We start from the raw sequence: 19,265 nt of genomic DNA on the forward strand, positions 1-19,265 counted from the left end.
TACAGTGAGTGAAGCAGCAAGCCGGCCGGACGACGGCGGTCGATTTATTAGCCTGTGGGAGTTGTTCCCGCAAATTGGGGAGGCTGAGCGGGGTTACGCAAATGAAGCTGCGCGCTACCTGGTTTCATCCCTGGACAGTGACCCGACAGGCATCAACTACATCCGCCGTTGCGACGAGTCGGGTGCCGTACTCCCGCTGAACATGAACGCTCGTTTACATCTGTTGCGCCAGCTCAGCATTTTTGGAAGCCACGGCACGCTATTCGACGCCGATGGCAGGCCAACCGAAGAAGCCCAATCGACATTCGAGCGATTCGGCTTCTACGCGTCGGATATTTACCCATTCCTCGCCCGCAATGACGTTGCCGTTTCGCGTCCAGTTGACGATGATTCCGAGGACCGAGTCTTTCCGGACAGGCGGCGCATTCCTGGCTGGATTCTTGCCTATGACGGTCAAGCTTGGCTTTCACGCAGCAGGGTTGCAAAAATCCTCATTGCGGGCACAAGCGATGCCGACCTCTTGCCACCGAAATACGACGATGCATTTTGGACATGGGATGAGGCACTGACCGACGCAATCGAGCGCGGCACCATTGCGGTGACAAAGGGGGCCCACAAGCAGATGCTCTCACATGCAGACGTTCGCGCCTGGTGTGCCCAACATCGCTACGTGTGGCCGCTCGAAGCGCCAGAAGCCCAGCAGGCCGACAAGCCGGATGTCACCCGACTTTCCGGCCAGCAAGTACAGAGTGCGAATTCGGCACCAAGGAGCCCGCGCCAGCACGATGCCGGCTCAACAAAGCGAGAACAGCAGATTCGAGCCATCGAAGAGATGGCCGACAAACTGGGGTATTCACGCCAGCAAATCCCCGATGGCGGCAAAACGGAGCTTCGCAACCTGTGCAAGTCTCAACACCCCGACCTGTTCGGCGGGGGAGACTCCCCGTTTGACGATGCGTGGAAGGCGGCAGGCAAAGCCAACCGGCTTGCAATGTCGAACCGAAACAAGTTCGCCGGTAGGTAGTGGGGCGCAAATACCCCACCACCCCAGTCTTGCGACCCCACCAGCACCCTACCCAATAGTTCGTCAACGCCGAAGAACACTGCCACGCAAGGCGGAATTCTCGGACGCACGTTGAAACAATTTCGGCACGTTATCAACGCTCGTTTGAGACCCGCTGTGCATGGTCAGATGCAGTCGTTGACATGGACATTACCAAATACACTTCGCTCAGCTTCACCCTCAATAGCCTTCCAGCCACCGTTCTGGTCGTTGTCGTGGAGGCGTTCGCATGAGCGCCGCCGATACCTTCAAGCCCATCGGCTTCGCGGAAATGCTGGAAGCCACGGGGAACTACGCCTCTTCAGGCGGCATGCTGTTCGACTGGGCGGGCACGCACTGGGCACCTATTCCCGACCGAGAGGCCGAACGACGCGCCCTGCAATGGATTGCAGACGGCAAACATGGCGTCGTCAAAGCCTCCAATGCCACCGCTGCTTATAAGACGGCAGTGCTGTGGCTCCCCGAGCTTACCGAGCCGACGCGAGCGGCAGTCATCCCGGTCCGAAACGGGTATCTGCATATTGATGGTGGCGTAAGCCTGCGCACGCACGACAAGACGCTCGGCGTGCGCCACGCCCTGAACTGCGACTATGAGCCCGGTGCTGCGATGCCGCGCGAGTTCGGCGCGTTCCTTGAACGAGTCCTGCCCGATGCCGACGTGCGCTCGCGTGTGCAAGAGTACATCGGATATACGCTGCTGCCCGACGCGCGCTTCCAGCGTGCGCAGCTGTGGGTCGGCTCCGGCGCGAACGGCAAGGGAACGCTAGCGAATCTCGTGCAGGCGCTGCACGCGCGCACCGCTGCCGCCCAGCTCGACCGACTGGATGGTTTCCGCCTATCGAACATGATAGGTGCGTCGCTCATCTACTGCGACGAAGCGCCCCAACGGAACATCAACGAGCAAGCCATCAAATCGCTCATTGCCGGCGAGACGGTGCAGATTGACCGCAAACACCGTGACCCGGTCTCGGCGCGCATCACTGCGAAGTGGTTGGTTCTCTCGAACCAAATCCCGGCAGTCCATGACCAAACCAACGGGTTCTGGCGACGCTTCGACATCGTGCCGTTCGATGTCGAAATCCCAGCCAGCGAGCGGGACCCCTTGCTGACAAACCGCATCATCGCTCATGAACTGTCTGGTGTGCTGAACTGGGCGCTGGATGGCCTGATGCGCCTGCTCGCGCGCGGTCGATTCGACGAGTGCGCACCGGCGGCAATTCAAAGTGCCATCCGGTCTGCGCGCCTGGAGACCAATTCCGTACAGGCATGGGCCGATGACCGGGGCATCGAGCTGACCACGTCCGTCGATACGTCGAAGATGGAGGTCTATGCCGCATACGCGGCATGGTGCAAGGCAAATGGCATGGTCCCTGTCTCGTCGCCGAAACTCTGGAAGCGTCTGCCCGATACGCTGGGCAAAGTCGAGGAGGGTCGCATGACCACAACAGCTGGACGCATCCGAACCTGTAACGTCCGGCTATAAATCGCCGGTCAACCAGCACCTACCAAGGCCACCGCAGTTTGCGGTGGCCTTTTCATTGCCTGCTTGCGCGCCCCGCAGTGACGGCAGCCCACTCGCAGGAATTGTCCTCAAAAGCCGGTCAGTCTGGTCATGACGGTCACGCGGCGACACAACAAGCATGGCCATCCTGGAGTGGGGCGTAAATACCCCACCACCCCAGTCTTGCGACCCCACCACCACCCCACTCAATAGTTCGTCAACGCCGAAGAACAAAGCCGCACACGGCGGAATGCTCGGATGCACGTTGAAGCKATTTCGGCACGTTATCAACGGACATTCGAGCCCCGCTGTGCACGGCTACATGCAGTCGTTGATATGAACACTACCAACCGCACTTCGCTCAGCTTCATCCGCGACAGCATTCAGGCTGTCATCCCGACCGACGTGGCCGCCGCCGCTCTGAACCGCCGCCCGCAGACTTTGCGCAAGTGGGCCTGTCTGGAAAACGGTCCCATCCGCCCCGTCCGTATCAACGGTCGTCTGGCATGGCGCGTCGCTGACATTCAGGCACTGCTGAATGGGGTGGCAGCATGAGCGCGAAGACCAGCATCAAGGACCAAGCCGCTTGCACCGCCAAGTCGGAGCCGGCTCCCGTAGCGAAAGCCGAAAAGCTGCCGCTGAATGTCATATGCGCGCATGACCTGTCGAGTGCCTATACGCCCCTCGACGAACTGGTGCAAGGGTTGCTGACCATCGGTGGCAGCAGCCTGGTGTATGGAGACTCGAACAGCGGCAAGACGTTCTTTGCCATTGACCTTGCCACCGCAGTAGCCCGAGGCATCGACTGGATGGGGCGACGTGTCGACCAAGGTCTGGTCGTCTACCTGGCTGCCGAATCCCCAGATTCAGTGCGCAGTCGCGTTCAGGCTTATCAGAAGCATCATGGCATTCACATGCCCAACTTCTTCATCGTCCAAAACACGATAAACCTGTTCGTGGACGACTCGGATACCGATGCCATCATCAAAACGGTCAAGATGCTGGAGGCTAAGCATCGGCAGCCGGTACGCCTGATTGTGGGCGATACGCTCGCCCGCCTGAGCGCTGGTGCAAACGAGAACACAGGCCAAGATATGGGGCTTGTCGTTGCACGTATCGACCGCATCCGCAACGCGTGTGGAGCGCATTTCATGCTTATTCACCACAGTGGCAAGAATGCCGCTGCTGGCGCGCGCGGATGGAATGGTGTGCGCGCCGCTGTTGATGTCGAACTCGAAGTGACCGACCATACGGCGGGCCGATGCGCCGAAGTGACGAAGAACCGTGACCTCGGCTCTAAAGGTGAGCGTATCGGTTTCACGCTCCATGTGGTCCAGCTAGGGACGACAAAGTGGGGAAGAACGGCGGCAACCTGCGTTGTCGCCCCTGCCGCAGCGCCAGAGCGCCGTAGTGGCCCGAAATTCGGCAAAATCGAGAGCAAGATTATGGCGTTCCTGCGTAAGCAGAAGGCCGGGGTGAAGAAGGCTGATGTCGTGGCTCACCTCAAGGAGTACCACCCGACCTCAACGGTGTATCGCTCCGTGAAGAATCTGGTGACGGCTGGCCATCTTCACGAGGCTGATGATGTCGTGTCCCTCGCGGGCAATGGGACGTAAAGCAGGTACACGAGGGTACGTGTAGGTACATGTACCGAACGTGCACCACACGTACCTCAAGGTACACAGGTACACACCTATATAGGTGTGTACCTGTGTACCTGACATGGTGGCGCGATGTGCAGCGTGTGGAGCGCAGTGAGAAGCCGGCTGACCAGGAGGGCAGGCGCGGCGCCTCACCATGACCGTTGCTCCTGGCTGCCCGCCGTTCCATCGTTGCGAGACGAATACAAGCCATCATCAACGACAGTGATTCCCTTCGCCCGCTTCGCGCGGGCGGCGGCAACCAGGGAGCAGTGACCGGCTGCAAGCCGTCGCTTTGCCAGACGCATCCAGCGCGACGCTTTCACGGGCGTAGCCCGTGCAGGCTTACCCATTCTTTCGCCGCGCCAAGCCAATCAGAAGGCGGGTCACATGCCCCAACGGGTGGCGCGTGCCCTGCCTTCTGATGGCAGACGCACGATGACGGCACAGACCAGCACCTGGGTAAGCCGATGCTTCATCCACTGACCAAGCGAGACCCGCGCGGAACCAGGCACTGACCGTGCTGACCAGACTGACCGGGTTCACTCAACAATTGGTACTCAGGGTGTTGCGGACGCCGATTACCAGCCAAGGTTGTCACCATGCGCGGGCCCATGAAAAAACAACGCCCCACCGGATGCCTCCGGCGGGGACGTTGCCCAATCCTCATTTTCATACAGCGACCGTGATGCTTTCGGCATCCTGCAATCTGCACGACCACAGCTTTCAAATTAAGAAGCCATGGCGAAGGAGTTGACGAGTACAAGCGGCACGGTCTGGGCCGCAGGTCAATCACCGTTCATGACCTGTCTGACTCATTGGCTCTCATGCAACGATTCTGTTGTCACGAAAACGCGATGTCCTCGAATCGGTATAGCTTGGTCTCGAAGCATACAAGCGCATCGAGCGCACTCCTTTTGCAACCAGCAGCCAGCAGGTCACGACGCAGCCGTGCCATGAAGGCGGGTGTGCAGATAAACACCACTTTCTCCCAGACCAGGCCATCGCCCAGCAGCTTCGATTCGCCTGCGGCGTCATCCGCGACCAGCTTCAACCACTTCAGCAGCTTCGCATAGTCACGCGCATTGCGCCGGCTTCGCTCGACCTCGACCCAGACAATGCGCTTATCGACGCGCAGGAATACGTCCGGCTTTTTGCCTGCGATGCCATCCGCGCCGCCAAGCCACCTGTCTTGCGCAATCTCGCGTTCCGTCGAGACGCGATAACCGGCGAGGATGCCGCCGATGGCAATCTCATTCGCAATGCTTCGGTGCCGGAACTGCGCGGTGCTAAAGCTGCGAATCAAGTCCTTGCCTGATGCCGCCGGTACACCGGCCTGCTGCAACCTGCGTGCACCGGCTTCCGACAGCGCGTAAATCACGCTGCCGTCTGGTGCCTGCCCACGTAGTACCTGACGGACGTCGGCAAGTCGGCGTAAGGTGCGTTGGGCCATGCGCAGCCCGGACGCCGTTGCGACGAGCTGCCGCAGGTCTGGCTCGCCGACCGGCCGCGACTGCCACTGCTGCCACACCACCACGGCCAGGTCGCGGGTCCGTAGCCATCCGAAGCGATGAAGCGAGCGAAGAATGCGTACCTMGTTCTCCATCGCAATGATTCGCCCGTCGCGCGCCGTCACGAAGTTATCTCCAAATTGGGTGTCGATATTTCGTATAGCGCGAAACGGACGATGCCCCCGTGTTCGACCTCCGATACGGCGGAGGACGAACCGGGGAGACGTAGCCGCTGCCGCGGCGAGCCACCATGCCCTCTTCGCAAAACTGGACGTTTTGCCGGGCATTCTCCCTGCTGGACGCTGGTCGTGTCTCAACAACTGGCGCCCCACGCTGCGCGCGGGTAAGGGGCCTGCCCACCGTCGCTGGACGCGTCGTCGGCTTTGGTCCGCGCTGCTCTTGACTCAGCCCCCTTACCCGCGCGTAGCTCGGGGCGCGGACTCCGTCCCCWTCCGGCTGCCAGGTGCTGGGGCACCTTCTGGGAGACTGGGGTCTCCAGCGCCGGTCGGCTCCCCTGATGCACGCAGTCGATTGGCCTGGGGCCAATGCGCCCGCATGGACTGCGTGCGGCCTCGCACTTGTCCCGGCCCGCGATGCAGCCCGGTTCCCCTACGTCTCCGGCAGACCGCCTTCGACTGCGCGCCACTGGCTTGCGGGTCACGCACGACGCATGTCGTGCATAGGTCGCGGCCTGCGACCGCGACAACGACTTCGTCGTGACGGTGGCGCTGCCACCGCACTTCCCGACTGTCCCGCCCAAGACAGAGCGACCGTACTCCAGCCTGCCAGGCAAACAAGGTCGAGCGTTTGCGCGCGTACTCACCCGTTCCCCTTCGTGGCTGCGGCTTGCGTGCGCGACCTTGCCCACCTGGCCGACTGGCGTATGGCGCGCTCAGGGCGAAACACTCAGGAAATACGGCGGCACAAGCAACACGCCACCCCGCACGCCGAAACCGGGAATCGGTAGCGGGCTCGACATCTAGGAACCCGGTCAGCTCTGGAGAACACAATTGGAAGACCTTGACGACCTGACAGCCATCTTTGGTGAAGTCATTTCGGCATACCCGCGCGCGAAGGCAATCGCAGATGGCGCGTTGATTGACGTTTCGGCGGAGGCCAAGGAAGCGGGCTTCAAAGTGCCTGTAGCTGTCACGGCCGCAGCGTGGTCGGAGGTGGTCGCATGGTCAGACGAAGACAGCGCGAGACAAATCAAGCAGGACGAGCGCGGGCGCTTGCACGACTTGCTTTGGGTCGCCGTCAACCTGGCCCGCCATCACAAATCGAGCAACCGCATGCCTTTTCAGCACTACCGGGTCGCGCGCGGCGGGAAAGGCGTTCGTCGCACACCGATAACGCTTGTGATGTCCATTGAGCCAGGCGATGACGCCGAGCTGGTGGTGACCTTCATGCTTCCGAGCGACGACTGATTTTTCCCGCGCCGCTCATTGCGGCGGGGCATTTACCCACTGCACAAAAGGAGAGCAACCATGTCACATTCCCCGATTAATCCCGCGACTGGCTTGCCGATGACGAGTGACAGCTACGGCGGAGTCGATGTCGGCGGCAGCCCTTACGGCACTGACTTTCACGCGCACCATAATCCGTGGTTTTCAACCGATTTGGGCTGGACTGGCGACGAATCTTAAGCCCGCATAGCCGCATCGCTGCACGGCGCCTCGGCGAATAAATGACTGCTCCAAGCCGAGGCGCTATTATCTCAGCCTAGTCAGATGACCAGCAATGGGATAAAGGAGCCCCGGTGAGCGACACGTCCGCACAATACCAGCATAAGCAAGAAGCGGTGCAACGCCCTGACGTAGGTGTCCAGGACCAGTTCAGCATCAAGAAGCCGAACCKAGTCTATAGCTACGACTCTAGTCTTGACCCGGCGCTGTCTTGGGACGAGAACCGCGAGCGCGAACTCGGCGAGTGGCTGATTGGCCTGGTTGCCCGCTGCGCAGAGGAAGGCGAAACGACGGTCTTTCAGTCGCCGCAAGTCTGGAAAGGGGGCGGGGTTCAGGTGCAGTCTCTCCAGGCTGCGGCGGGCCTGCTACAGACCCTGTCTCAACCCTTTCTGAACTGGGCTGGCAAAGCTGAACGACATCAACTCAGCGTGCCAACCACCCCGCTGTTCGTGCATGAGCGACATTCGACCAAAGCCATACTGGACGGCATCAAGAACCGCAAGGCCAAAGGTACCAACCTTGACCTGTTTGGCGACCCGCAACTGGATGTGACCGACCGACTTGATGCCTATGAGCATAAAGGGCCGTGGCAGAACCGCATGATTCTGGGCGACAGCCTCCAGGTCATGAATTCCATGCTGGAGTTCGAGGGCTTGGGTGGTCAGGTGCAGATGGTGTTCATCGACCCCCCATACGGCGTGAAATTCGGGTCAAACTTCCAGCCTTTTGTTCGCAAGCGGGCCGTGACGCATGGCGCAGATGATGAAATGACCCGCGAGCCCGAGATGGTAAAGGCTTATCGGGATACATGGGAGCTTGGCCTCCACTMATACCTGACCTATCTGCGTGACCGAGTAACGCTAGCGAGGGACCTGCTGTCTGAGGGTGGAAGCATCTTCCTGCAAATCTCGGAGGAAAACCTGCATCATGCAAGGGAGGTTTTGGATGAGGTTTTTGGCGCTACAAACTTCATTTCGGTCATCCCGTTTAGAAAGAAGACGATGCCGCTCGGGGCAACGTACCTCGAGCAAATGAATKACTTTTTGCTCTGGTATGGCAAGGACAAAACCAAAACGAAATATCACCAACTTTATATCGAACAGGATGTACAGGGCGACTTCCATTGGCAATGGTACGAGTTGCCCGATGGAAGCCGGCACAAGATGACCAAAGAGCAGGTCGATAACCACGCCCTGCTGCCAGAAGACGCGAAGATATTTCGATTGGTTTCAATGTGGCCGCCTACATTTTCAGAGTCAGGCGTGTTCCCTGTCGAATTCGAGGGGAAGAAATACATGCCTGCGCCGAAGGGATGCTATCCGACAAACCCCGAAGGCATGAAGAAGTTGGTGAATGCGAAGCGTATCGCGCTGGAGGGAAAGTATCTCCGCTACGTGCTATACCTCGACGACTACAGATTGGCGAAGCAGACCGCAACGTGGACAGATACGATTGGTGCTCGGGATAAATTGTATGTTGTCCAGACTTCGGTTKAGGTCATCAAGCGATGCCTGCTAATGACGACTGACCCTGGCGACCTTGTTTTCGACCCGACCTGTGGCTCCGGCTCGACGGCGTATGTGGCAGAGCTGTGGGGGCGCCGATGGATTACCTGCGATACGTCACGGGTACCATTGGCCTTAGCACGTCAGCGTCTTCTGACCGCGACTTTCCCCTACTATGACCTGAAAGACCAAAAGCTAGGACCTGCGGGTGGCTTCGTATACAAGCGTAGGCAAAATCGCAAAGGAGTTGAAGTAGGTGGCTTGGTACCTCGGATTGCATTAAAAAATATCGCAAACGATGAGCCGCCAGCAACAGAGGTTMTCGTGGACCGCCCGGAAGAGCGAAAAGATGTGGTTCGTGTCGCAGGTCCCTTCGTAGTTGAGGCCACGATTGCTCCTGCCCAGGTTGTCGAAGGGGTCGGTCCTGCTGGAAGCGCAGGCAATTTTCAGGTTCAGGAAGTTCCGGCAACGGACGCAGCAACGCACATCGAGCGCATGACTCAGGTGTTGCGTCAGTCCAAGAAGCTGCTGCTGCCGGGCAATCGCGAACTGGTGCTGGACCAGATTCGTCGCACCAGTGACGGAGACATCCTGCACGCCGAAGCGGCCGATGCGGATGGCAAGCGCATCGCCATCGTCTTTGGTCCGGAATCCGGGGCTATCTCGGCCGATGTGGTGTTCGAGGCCGCGCGCGAAGCCCACTTTCTACGCTATGACCAGTTGTACTTCTTCGGCTTCGCGATTCAGGCCAAAGCACGCGAACTCATCGAGGAGCGCAACAAGGACGGCGCTCCGAAGCTGCGTATCCATTGCACCTACGTGACTGTGACCCCCGATGTGGCAATGAGCGACCTGCTCAAGACAACCCGCGCATCGGAAATCTTTTCTGTGACCGGCCTGCCGGACGTGAAGTTGACCAAGCTACCACAGAAGAACAACGCGGGCGATGCACTCTATAAGGTGGACGCGAATGGCTTGGACATCTTTAATCCAGCCAGCATGGAACAAGAGTCGGTCGAGGGAGAAAACCTGCCCTGCTGGATGCTGGATACTGACTACGACCCCTCGGGCTCCTTCTATGCCACGCAGGTGTTCTTTCCCAAGACCAGCGCTTGGGACAATCTGCAGAAATCACTCAAAACTGATTTCGATGAATCAGTGTGGTCGCACTTGGCAGGCACTACGAGCGAGCCGTTCGTGCTTGGCGAGCGGCGCCGGATTGCAGTGAAGGTCATTGACGAGCGTGGTAACGAGCTGATGCGCGTTATCGAGAACATTGCGTAAGGGAGCGAGCAATGTCGCAAATCAACGCCGTCGAAGCGCCCATCATCAATTCCCCGTTCGAGGAACCGAAGTTCCACTGGCACATCGAGGAAGGGAAGCAGCCACAAAAACGCGAAGGCCGTCGCCCTGCCAGCTACTTCTTCCGAGTTCCAGAGCATGCCGGTCGTGGAAAAAAGGCCAAGAAGCAAACCGTACTTTTCGACCAGGATGCAAAAGGCAATGAGTACCTGCTCGATACGGCGAACCTCATCCGTCAGCGCCTGAAGGAATGGCGTGCTCGCGAATACAGCGGAGCGACGAAAGTCACTAAGGAGCTGATAGCTCTGTGGCACTCGACCGACCGCAAGCAACGACTTTTCTTTGCCCAGCTTGAGGCGGTCGAAACGGTACTTCTTCTCATAGAAGGGCCGGACGACCTCAAACAGGGCATCCGGATTCCCACCGACGAACCTGGCGACGATGCCAAGGCCGCCGGATACAAGGCATTCATCCGCTACGCTGTGAAGATGTGTACCGGCTCGGGCAAGAGCACTGTCATGGGCATGCTGGCCGCGTGGTCGATTCTGAACAAGGTGACAGATTCCACCAATCCGAATTACTCGGACACGGTGCTCATCGTCTGCCCGAACGTCACGGTCCGCGACCGGCTACACGAGCTCGACCCGAATCTGGACGAAATCAGCCTGTATCGCACCCGTGAGCTGGTGCCACTGCATCGAATGCCCGACCTACGTCGGGGCGAGGTGTTTGTCACCAACTGGCATAACCTCGAACGCCGTGAGCTTTCGGACGTAAATGGCACGTCAGCCAAGGTAGTGAAACGTGGTATGCCGATGGAGAAACGGCGCACGATTAAGCTGGGTGGCAGGGACCAACTGACTGAAGCCGATATTCGCCAGCAGGCGCTGACGGGCGCTTTTGAAATCGTTGGCGAGGTCAAGGACCGTCAAGGCGTTCTTACGGCGTTTGAGGTCAAGGAAACCAAGTACTACGAGAGCGACACGGCATTCCTGCGCCGGGTGCTGGGCAATCGCAAAGGGCGCAGCTCCGCCATCATGGTGATGAATGACGAGGCCCACCACGCCTACCGGCGCGGCAAGGCTGAACCCGACGATGAATACGCCCTCGATGAGGAAACCGCCGACGCCGATGCACGCGAGGCCACCGTCTGGATTGAAGGCCTGGACCGCATCAACAAGGCATTGAATGGGGCGAAGAACGGCGTGCGTCTCTGCGTAGACCTGTCTGCCACCCCGTTCTTCATCCAAGGTTCCGGCAATGAAGTGGGCAAGCCCTTCCCATGGGTGGTGTCCGACTTCAGCTTGCTGGAGGGCATTGAAGCGGGATTGGTGAAAATCCCACAGTTGCCGACTCAGGACATCACCGGTGGCGAAACTCCAGCCTACTTCAATGTGTGGCGCTGGGTTCAAGAGCGTATCGAACAAGACGGCGGCGGCAAGGCGAAGCTCAGTCCAGACATGGTGATGCGCTATGCGACTACGCCTGTCACGCAGCTTGCCGATGAGTGGCGCAAGACACTGGATACGTGGAAAGCTCAATTCAAAGAGGGATTCCGCAAGACCGATGTGCCGCCTGTCTTCATTGTCGTGTGTCGCGATACCGCGCTGGCCAAGGAATTGTATGAATGGCTGGCCAACGGCAAGCCGGACTATGGCCAGTCGCCGATTGAGTTCCGCAACAAGCCCGGCCAGGAAAATACCATCCGCGTGGACAGCAAGATTGCGGAGGACATCGCTTCTGGTGCGAGCGGTAGCGACGAAGCTCGGCGCTTGCGCTTTGTGCTGGACACCATCGGCAAGACTGCTTGGCCTGGTAGCCATATCCCTGAGGAATACGAGGCACTGGTCGAGAAACACAACCGCAAGGCATTGGACGATGAAGACAGTGGCTTGGTGACCATCGACGCCAGCATTCCCCCTGGGCGCGACGTGCGCTGCATCATCAGTGTGGCAATGCTGTCGGAAGGCTGGGACTGCAATACAGTGACCCACGTCGTGGGCCTGCGACCGTTTGGCTCACAGTTGCTATGTGAGCAGGTGGTAGGCCGCGCGCTGCGCCGCACGTCCTACGCTATCGACGAGGCCACAGGTTTTTTTCGGGAGGAAACCGCCAAGGTCTTCGGCGTTCCGTTCGAGCTGATTCCGTTCAAGGTGGAAGGAGGCGGAGCACCGCCGCCGACGCCACCTTCTAACCAGATATACGCCGACCCGGCCAAGGCTAACTTTGAAATAACCTTCCCGGTGGTTGAAGGTTACACAGACCCCGGCATCACTCGCATTGCGTTGGATTGGGCCAAGGTCCCTACGCTCACGCTGGACCCGCTTGAGGTGCCGGATACCGTCCTCATGAAGGGACTGGCAGGTGCCGATGGCAGCCTTGCTGCTTATGGACCTGGTACGGCGGAATTGGTGACCTTGGAAGCTTGGCGCGAGCGCGTTCGCGTCCAGCAGGTTGCGTTCACTCTTGCGAGTACGCTGGTTAGACAGTGGCAGCGAGATAAAGGCGACAATATCCCCACGCATCGCCTCTTTCCGCAATTGCTGTCCTATGCACAACAGTTTCTGGCGACCAAGCTCGTCTGCAAGGGAAACCGCGCGCCTCAGGATGTGGCTCTGAACCCGTATTTCGGCAAAGCGGTCGGCTGCATCATCGACAACTTACAGGCCGTCGATGTGAACGGACAAGCTCAGGAGCGGCCCAATATCCCGGCAGGTGCAGCGGGTATGCGTTCGACACGCTTTGTTGAATTTGCCACGGGCCGCGACTTATGGCCAGTGACCCGCAGCCACCTGAACGCGATGGTGGCAGACACCAAGAAATGGGAACAGAGCGCGGCCTACTGCCTCGACACGCACAACAAGGTTCGGGCTTGGGTTAAGAACGACCATCTTGGCTTCCTCGTACCGTATCGGAAGGACGGAAACAAGCGGAACTACCTGCCTGATTTCATCGTCGAGTTGGTCTCCGGCGAGAAACTGGTAGTCGAAATCAAGGGACAAGTGATTGACGACGCACTGGTAAAGGAGGCGGCTGCCAAGCGGTGGTGCGAAGCGGTGAACCGCGAGGGTCGATTCGGTCGCTGGAGCTATCACCTGATAAAGCATCCGGCTGACCTGATGCAACTGCTCGACAACGTGGATTGAGGAATTTCCCGGTCAAGCTGGTCAGTCTGGTCAACTTGAGCTGACTGCGGAAGGAATCGCAGCCCAAAAAGCGACGCCAGGATGACCGGGAATGCCTACATAGCGCCTACACGCCACCAGAAATGAACAAGGGGTTACAAGCGTATCGCTTGTAACCCCTTGATTTATATGGTGCCGGCTGCAGGACTCGAACCCGCCACCTGATGATTACAAATCAACTGCTCTACCTGATGAGCTAAGCCGGCATTTTGTTGCAGACCGCGATTCTACTGCATGCGACCCACTTTGACGATGGCTACTTCACCACCTTCAGCGACGGCTTCTTGCCTCCGATTCGCGGTACCGGGGGCGGAGTCGGATCGTCGTCCGTGCCGCCCTGTTCGGCCGTGACCGGCGTGTCTGCATCCACCGGTGCCAGCTTCGGCGGGGGATTGTTTTCACGCTCGGTGGCGGCCTGCGTCTCGGGGATGCTGCGCTCCACCGGGAACGCCATGCCCTGGCCATTTTCCCGCGCGTAGATCGCCAGCACGTTTTCCACGGGCACGTCGATCTTGCGCGATACACCACCAAAGCGCGCGCTGAACCCAATCCACTCGTTGCCCATGTCCAGCCCGCTCGTCGCGTCGAAACTCACGTTCAGCACGATCTCGTTGTTCTTCACGAATTCGCGCGGCACGTTCGTATTCCCGTCGACAAACACGGCGATATACGGCGTAAAACCGTTATCCGTGCACCACTCGTAAATGGCGCGGATCAGGTAAGGCTTGGTGGATGTTTCAGACATTACGCTTCCGGTGGCGTCGATACCGTCTTAACGACGCATGACCTTTTCAGACGGGGTCAGCGCCTCGATGTACGCCGGGCGGCTGAAGATCCGTTCCGCATACTTGAGTAGCGGCGCGGCGTTCTTCGAGAGCTCGATCCCGTAGTGATCCAGGCGCCACAGCAGCGGCGCGATGGCGACGTCGAGCATCGAAAATTCTTCACCGAGCATGTACTTGTTCTTCACGAAGATCGGTGCGAGCTGGGTCAGGCGGTCGCGAATCGCGGCGCGGGCGCGCTCGTGATTCTTCTCGGCGGCCTTGCCCTTCTCGTTCTCGAGCACGTACACGTGGGTGAACAGTTCCTTCTCGAAATTGAAGAGGAACAGGCGGGCGCGTGCACGCTGCACCGGGTCGGCCGGCATCAGCTGCGGGTGCGGGAAGCGCTCGTCGATATACTCGTTGATGATGTTCGATTCGTACAGGATCAGGTCACGTTCGACGAGAATCGGCACCTGGCCGTACGGGTTCATCACCGAAATGTCTTCCGGCTTGTTGAACAGATCAACGTCGCGAATTTCAAAATCCATGCCCTTTTCGAACAGGACAAGGCGGCAACGTTGGGAAAACGGGCAAGTCGTACCCGAATACAACACCATCATGGTTGAATTCCTTGGGTGTAAAGTCGCCGGATGCAGTGCATGACGGCGAACTTGGCAGCGCTAGATCGGACAGGGCAAACATTCTGTCAGAACGCCCCATCGAAAAGCAAATAAGTTACAAATAGAGAAAGAGACGCTTGAGCCACCTAGACTGCCGATCCGCAACGGAAAAGGGCCGGCGCGGTGCTGCAACAGTGCAACTTCCGCGCCGGCCCTGCCGGCAGCCGCTGACGGCTGTTACAACTTACTTCACGTCCTTCCAGAAAGCCGCGTTCAGGCGCCAGGCAAAGACCGTGAACACGCCGAGGAACAGCAGCACCCAGACGCCCAGACGCTTGCGGTGGCTCTGCGCCGGTTCGGCCATCCAGTTCAGGTAGTTCACGATATCGGCCGCGGCCTGGTCATATTCCTGCGTGCTCAGCTTGCCCGGCGTGACCTGCTCGAAGCCCGCGAACTTGTGCACCTTCTGGCCGTGTTCTTCCACTTCGGCGAACTTGGCCGTGCGCTGGCCCTGCAGCTCCCACAGCACGTGCGGCATGCCGACGGCCGGGAAGACGAGGTTGTTCCAGCCCGTGGCGCGCGTGTCGTCGCGGTAGAAGGTACGCAGGTAGGTGTACAGCCAGTCGTTGCCGCGGGCGCGGGCGATGACCGACAGGTCCGGCGGCATGGCGCCGAAGAACGTCTTGGCGTCCTTCGGTGGCATCGCGATCGTCATGGTCTCGCCCACCTTGTCGGCCGTGAAGAGCAGGTTCTGACGGATCTGGTCATCCGTCAGCGCCAAGTCCCTGAGCCGGTTGTAGCGCATCATCGACGCGCCATGGCAGTTCAGGCAGTAGTTGACGAACAGCTTGGCACMGCGCTGCAGCGACGACACGTCGCTGGTGTCGAGCGGCGCCGGCTCCAGGGGGTAGCCCCCCTCGGAAGCCATCGCGGGCATGGCCGCGAAGCACGCGCCGACCAGTGCGAAGATCGAAAGCAACTTTTTCATCTTGTGTCCTTGTCCTCTTTTGGGGGTCGCGCGGCGCTTAGTGCGGATGGAACGTGACACGCTCCGGCACCGGCTTGAACTCGCCGGAACGGCTCCACAGCGGCATGGTCAGGAAGAAGGCGAAGTACAGCAGCGTACCGAGCTGCGACACCTTCTCACCCACCGGCGACGGCGGTTGCACGCCCAGGTAGCCGAGGACCAGGAACACCACCACGAAGACAATCAGAATTGTCTTATGGAAGGCGGGACGATAGCGGATGGACTTGACCGGCGAGCAGTCGAGCCAGGGCATGAAGAACAGCACGACCACGGAGCCGCCCATCACCAGCACGCCCCAGAACTTGGCTTCGATGAAGTAGAAGCCTGCCGCCAGGATCACGAGGATCGCCACCGAGCCGATCTTCACGCGCACATCCTTGCTGCGCAGGACCACCAGGCCCAGCACGATGGCGAAGAACAGCCACAGCACCGGCAGGAAGTTCGACGTCGTAGCGCGCAGCATCGAATAGAACGGGGTGAAGTACCAGACCGGCGCGATGTGCGGCGGCGTCTTCAGCGGATCGGCCGGGAAGAAGTTGTTGGCTTCGAGGAAATAGCCGCCCACTTCCGGGAAGAAKAAGATCACCGCCGAGAAGAAGAACAGGAAGCCGCCCACGCCCAGCAGGTCATGCACCGAGTAGTACGGGTGGAACGGAATGCCATCCAGCGGGATGCCGTTCTCGTCCTTCTTCGCCTTGATCTCCACGCCGTCCGGGTTGTTCGAGCCCACTTCGTGCAGCGCGATGATGTGCGCCACGACCAGGCCGAGCAGCACCAGCGGCACCGCGATCACGTGGAACGAGAAGAAGCGGTTCAGCGTGGCATCGCTCACCACGTAGTCGCCGCGGATGAACAGCGACAGGTCCTGGCCGATCACCGGGATCGCCGAAAACAGGTTCACGATCACCTGCGCGCCCCAGTACGACATCTGGCCCCAGGGCAGCAGGTAGCCCATGAACGCCTCGGCCATCAGGCACAGGAAGATCAGGCAGCCGAAGATCCAGACCAGCTCGCGCGGCTTGCGGTACGAACCGTACAGCAGCCCGCGGAACATGTGCAGGTAGACCACGACGAAGAACGCCGAGGCGCCGGTGGAGTGCATGTAGCGCACCAGCCAGCCCCACGGCACCTCGCGCATGATGTACTCCACGCTGGCAAAGGCCACCGGAATGCCAGCCGCGTTGAGCGTGCCGTCCGGCTTGTAGTTCATCACCAGGAAGATGCCGGTGACGATCTGGATCACGAGGACCAGCAGCGCCAGCGAGCCGAAGAAGTACCAGAAGTTGAAGTTCTTCGGCGCGTAGTACTTGGAGAGATGATCTTCCCAGAGCTGGGTGGCAGGGAAACGGGCGTCGATCCAGCCCAGCAGCCCGGTGGTCTTGACTTCTTTTTCGGCCGCCATGATCAGGCTTCTCCTTTCTCGTCCTTGCCGATCACGATCTTGGTGTCGGACAGGAACTGGTACGGGGGGACGTCAAGGTTCTGCGGGGCCGGCTTGTTCTTGAACACGCGGCCCGCCAGGTCGAACGTCGAGCCGTGGCAAGGGCAGAGGAAGCCGGGATCGGCGCCGAGCTGGGGGTTGGCGCCAGACACGAACGGACCGGACGGCGAGCAGCCAAGGTGGGAACAAATGCCGACGACCACCAGCAGGTCCTTGTGCTCGGCACGGGAGCGGGTTTCGTTTTTGGCGTAGTCCGGCGTCTCCATCGTGAATGGCACAGCGGACTTGGGATCAGCCACCTCGCTATCGGTTTTCTGGAGCGAGGCCAGCATTTCAGGGGTGCGACGAAGAATCCAGACCGGCTTGCCACGCCATTCCACGGTCATCATCTCGCCGGGCTTGAGGCCACCGACATCGGCCTCGACAGGTGCCCCGGCGGCTTTGGCCTTCTCCGACGGTGCAAAGGTACTGACAAAGGGCACTGCTACTGCTACGCCTCCTACGCCGCCCGCGACAGATGTCGCGATCAACCAATTGCGGCGACCTTTGTCCACGTTCTTCACGTTTTGCTGGTCACTCATTCCAAACCCCAGGGGATGTCATCAATTAGATCTTGCGTCAACCAAAAATTATACCTKAGGCACATCCCTCGACGATAKGCGAACTACCGATAGCCGACTGGTCGATAATCGGTCATGGCAGCGCGAATCCCGCCCGCGGGCTTGCGCTCAGGGGTGCGATGATGCAGTCTGTGTCAAACGCAAACGTTAATCTGAAACAACAAAGCGGAGAATAACCAATGAGCATGATCAGCGAATTCCGTACTTTTGCGATGCGCGGCAACGTGATTGATCTCGCCGTCGGCGTGATCATCGGCGCAGCTTTCGGCAAGATCGTGGATTCCGTCGTCAACGACCTGATCATGCCAGTGATCGGCCGCATCATCGGCAAACTGGACTTCTCGAACATGTTCGTCGTGCTTGCGGACCCGCCTCCCGGCGTGCCGCATACCCTCGATGCACTGAAGAAGGCCGGCGTGCCGGTCTTCGCTTACGGCAACTTTCTCACCATCGTGGTGAACTTCGTCATCCTCGCCTTCATCATCTTCTTGATGGTCCGCGCCTTCAACCGGATGGCCGCGAAGCACGAGGAGCCGGCCACGCCGGCCGCCACGCCCGAGGATATCGTGCTGCTGCGCGAGATCCGCGACAGCCTGAAGACGCCGCGCGCCTGACCGCGCGCCACGCCCGGAGCCCGGCTCAGACCGGGTTCGGAATATCGATGAAGGTATGGCGCAGCCCGAAACGCTGCGCCAGATGCTCGCCCACCGCGCGGATGCCGTAGCGTTCCGTGGCGTGATGACCGGCGGCCAGGTAGGCCACGCCGCTCTCGCGCGCGAGGTGGGTGGTCTGCTCCGACACCTCTCCGCTCAGGTACACATCGACGCCAGCCGCTACGGCTGCGTCGAAATAGCCCTGCGCACCGCCCGTACACCAGCCCACCTTGCGAATCATCTGATCGGGGTCGCCAATCGCCAGCGGCTCGCGCTGGAGCACCGCACCGACATGCGCGGCCAGCGCGTGCAGCGGCATCGGCTGCGGCAGTGTACCGGTCCAACCCAGTTGATCGTCGCTGAAACGGCCGTTCGGCATGAAGCCGAGCTGCAGGCCAAGCTGCGCATTGTTGCCCAGCTCGGGATGGTTATCGAGCGGCAGGTGGAAAGCCATCAGGTTGACGTCGGCGCCAAGCAGCCGTTTCAGGCGCGCATGCTTCTGGCCGATGACCCGGGCATCCTCGTTTTTCCAGAAATAGCCGTGATGGACCAGGATGGCGTCGGCGCCGGCCTCGATCGCCGCTTCGACGAGGGCCAGGCTGGCCGTCACGCCGGTGACGACGTGGGTGACCTCCGATCTACCTTGCACTTGGAGGCCGTTCGGGCAATAGTCCTTGAAACGGGAAACTTCCAGTAGATCGTTCAAGTACAATTCAAGCTCTTTTGTTTTCATTTTCTGCTCAAAACT

The 19,265-nt window shown here is 59.8% G+C and carries 15 protein-coding genes and 1 tRNA gene; 8 read left to right on the forward strand and 8 right to left on the reverse strand.

Annotated elements, in window-relative coordinates:
• Positions 1-4: 4 nt before the first annotated feature.
• The 4 genes from AC1EJR_RS18175 (at position 5) to AC1EJR_RS18190 (ending at position 4,180) form a co-directional block, all read left to right on the forward strand.
• Positions 5-1,024, forward strand: coding sequence for a hypothetical protein (locus AC1EJR_RS18175; RefSeq protein WP_477113518.1), 1,020 nt, complete (start codon positions 5-7; stop codon positions 1,022-1,024).
• Positions 1,025-1,292: 268 nt separating this feature from the next.
• On the forward strand, positions 1,293-2,546 hold the full coding sequence (locus AC1EJR_RS18180; protein ID WP_477113519.1) for a DNA primase family protein: 1,254 nt from the start codon (positions 1,293-1,295) through the stop codon (positions 2,544-2,546).
• A 354-nt stretch (positions 2,547-2,900) separates the two neighbouring features.
• Positions 2,901-3,119, forward strand: a complete 219-nt coding sequence (locus AC1EJR_RS18185; RefSeq protein WP_477113520.1) for a DNA-binding protein — start codon at positions 2,901-2,903, stop codon at positions 3,117-3,119.
• Positions 3,116-4,180, forward strand: a complete 1,065-nt coding sequence (locus AC1EJR_RS18190) for a helicase RepA family protein (protein WP_477113521.1) — start codon at positions 3,116-3,118, stop codon at positions 4,178-4,180. Before AC1EJR_RS18185 ends, AC1EJR_RS18190 begins: the two co-directional genes overlap by 4 nt.
• 868 nt (positions 4,181-5,048) lie before the next feature.
• Here the strand turns inward: AC1EJR_RS18190 and AC1EJR_RS18195 are convergent.
• The gene (locus tag AC1EJR_RS18195; protein ID WP_477147350.1) at positions 5,049-5,840 is read right to left on the reverse strand and encodes a hypothetical protein; all 792 of its coding nucleotides are present in this window, start codon (positions 5,838-5,840) and stop codon (positions 5,049-5,051) included.
• An 885-nt stretch (positions 5,841-6,725) separates the two neighbouring features.
• Here AC1EJR_RS18195 and AC1EJR_RS18200 point away from each other — a divergent pair.
• The 3 genes from AC1EJR_RS18200 to AC1EJR_RS18210 all read left to right on the forward strand — a co-directional run bounded on the left by AC1EJR_RS18200 (position 6,726) and on the right by AC1EJR_RS18210 (position 13,353).
• Entirely contained in the window at positions 6,726-7,142 is a 417-nt protein-coding gene (locus AC1EJR_RS18200; protein WP_477113523.1) for a DUF6573 family protein, read from the forward strand.
• 332 nt (positions 7,143-7,474) lie between these two features.
• Positions 7,475-10,189, forward strand: coding sequence for a site-specific DNA-methyltransferase (locus AC1EJR_RS18205; RefSeq protein WP_477147351.1), 2,715 nt, complete (start codon positions 7,475-7,477; stop codon positions 10,187-10,189).
• An 11-nt stretch (positions 10,190-10,200) separates the two neighbouring features.
• On the forward strand, positions 10,201-13,353 hold the full coding sequence (locus AC1EJR_RS18210; RefSeq protein WP_477113525.1) for a BPTD_3080 family restriction endonuclease: 3,153 nt from the start codon (positions 10,201-10,203) through the stop codon (positions 13,351-13,353).
• A 169-nt stretch (positions 13,354-13,522) separates the two neighbouring features.
• Here the strand turns inward: AC1EJR_RS18210 and AC1EJR_RS18215 are convergent.
• The 6 genes from AC1EJR_RS18215 to petA all read right to left on the reverse strand — a co-directional run bounded on the left by AC1EJR_RS18215 (position 13,523) and on the right by petA (position 17,825).
• Positions 13,523-13,598: transfer RNA gene (locus AC1EJR_RS18215), tRNA-Thr, on the reverse strand.
• Between the two features lie 50 nt (positions 13,599-13,648).
• Positions 13,649-14,137, reverse strand: a complete 489-nt coding sequence (locus AC1EJR_RS18220) for a ClpXP protease specificity-enhancing factor (protein ID WP_092299231.1) — start codon at positions 14,135-14,137, stop codon at positions 13,649-13,651.
• A gap of 27 nt (positions 14,138-14,164) precedes the next feature.
• Positions 14,165-14,776 carry a glutathione S-transferase N-terminal domain-containing protein gene (locus AC1EJR_RS18225; RefSeq protein WP_008643086.1) on the reverse strand — a complete coding sequence of 204 codons (612 nt, stop codon included), beginning with the start codon at positions 14,774-14,776 and terminating at the stop codon, positions 14,165-14,167.
• Between the two features lie 244 nt (positions 14,777-15,020).
• The gene (locus tag AC1EJR_RS18230; RefSeq protein WP_477147352.1) at positions 15,021-15,764 is read right to left on the reverse strand and encodes a cytochrome c1; all 744 of its coding nucleotides are present in this window, start codon (positions 15,762-15,764) and stop codon (positions 15,021-15,023) included.
• Between the two features lie 37 nt (positions 15,765-15,801).
• Positions 15,802-17,205, reverse strand: a complete 1,404-nt coding sequence (locus AC1EJR_RS18235) for a cytochrome b (RefSeq protein WP_477147353.1) — start codon at positions 17,203-17,205, stop codon at positions 15,802-15,804.
• 2 nt (positions 17,206-17,207) lie between these two features.
• On the reverse strand, positions 17,208-17,825 hold the full coding sequence (petA, locus tag AC1EJR_RS18240; protein WP_092299240.1) for a ubiquinol-cytochrome c reductase iron-sulfur subunit: 618 nt from the start codon (positions 17,823-17,825) through the stop codon (positions 17,208-17,210).
• Between the two features lie 218 nt (positions 17,826-18,043).
• Between petA and mscL the strand changes: the two genes are divergently transcribed.
• On the forward strand, positions 18,044-18,478 hold the full coding sequence (gene mscL, locus AC1EJR_RS18245) for a large conductance mechanosensitive channel protein MscL (RefSeq protein ID WP_092299243.1): 435 nt from the start codon (positions 18,044-18,046) through the stop codon (positions 18,476-18,478).
• A 25-nt stretch (positions 18,479-18,503) separates the two neighbouring features.
• Here mscL and AC1EJR_RS18250 read toward each other — a convergent pair whose 3' ends face one another.
• Positions 18,504-19,250 (reverse strand): Nif3-like dinuclear metal center hexameric protein, encoded by a 747-nt coding sequence (locus AC1EJR_RS18250; protein ID WP_092299246.1) that lies wholly within the window; start codon positions 19,248-19,250, stop codon positions 18,504-18,506.
• Positions 19,251-19,265 lie beyond the last annotated feature (15 nt).

This window comes from Cupriavidus sp. 05T42 (assembly GCF_056396345.1).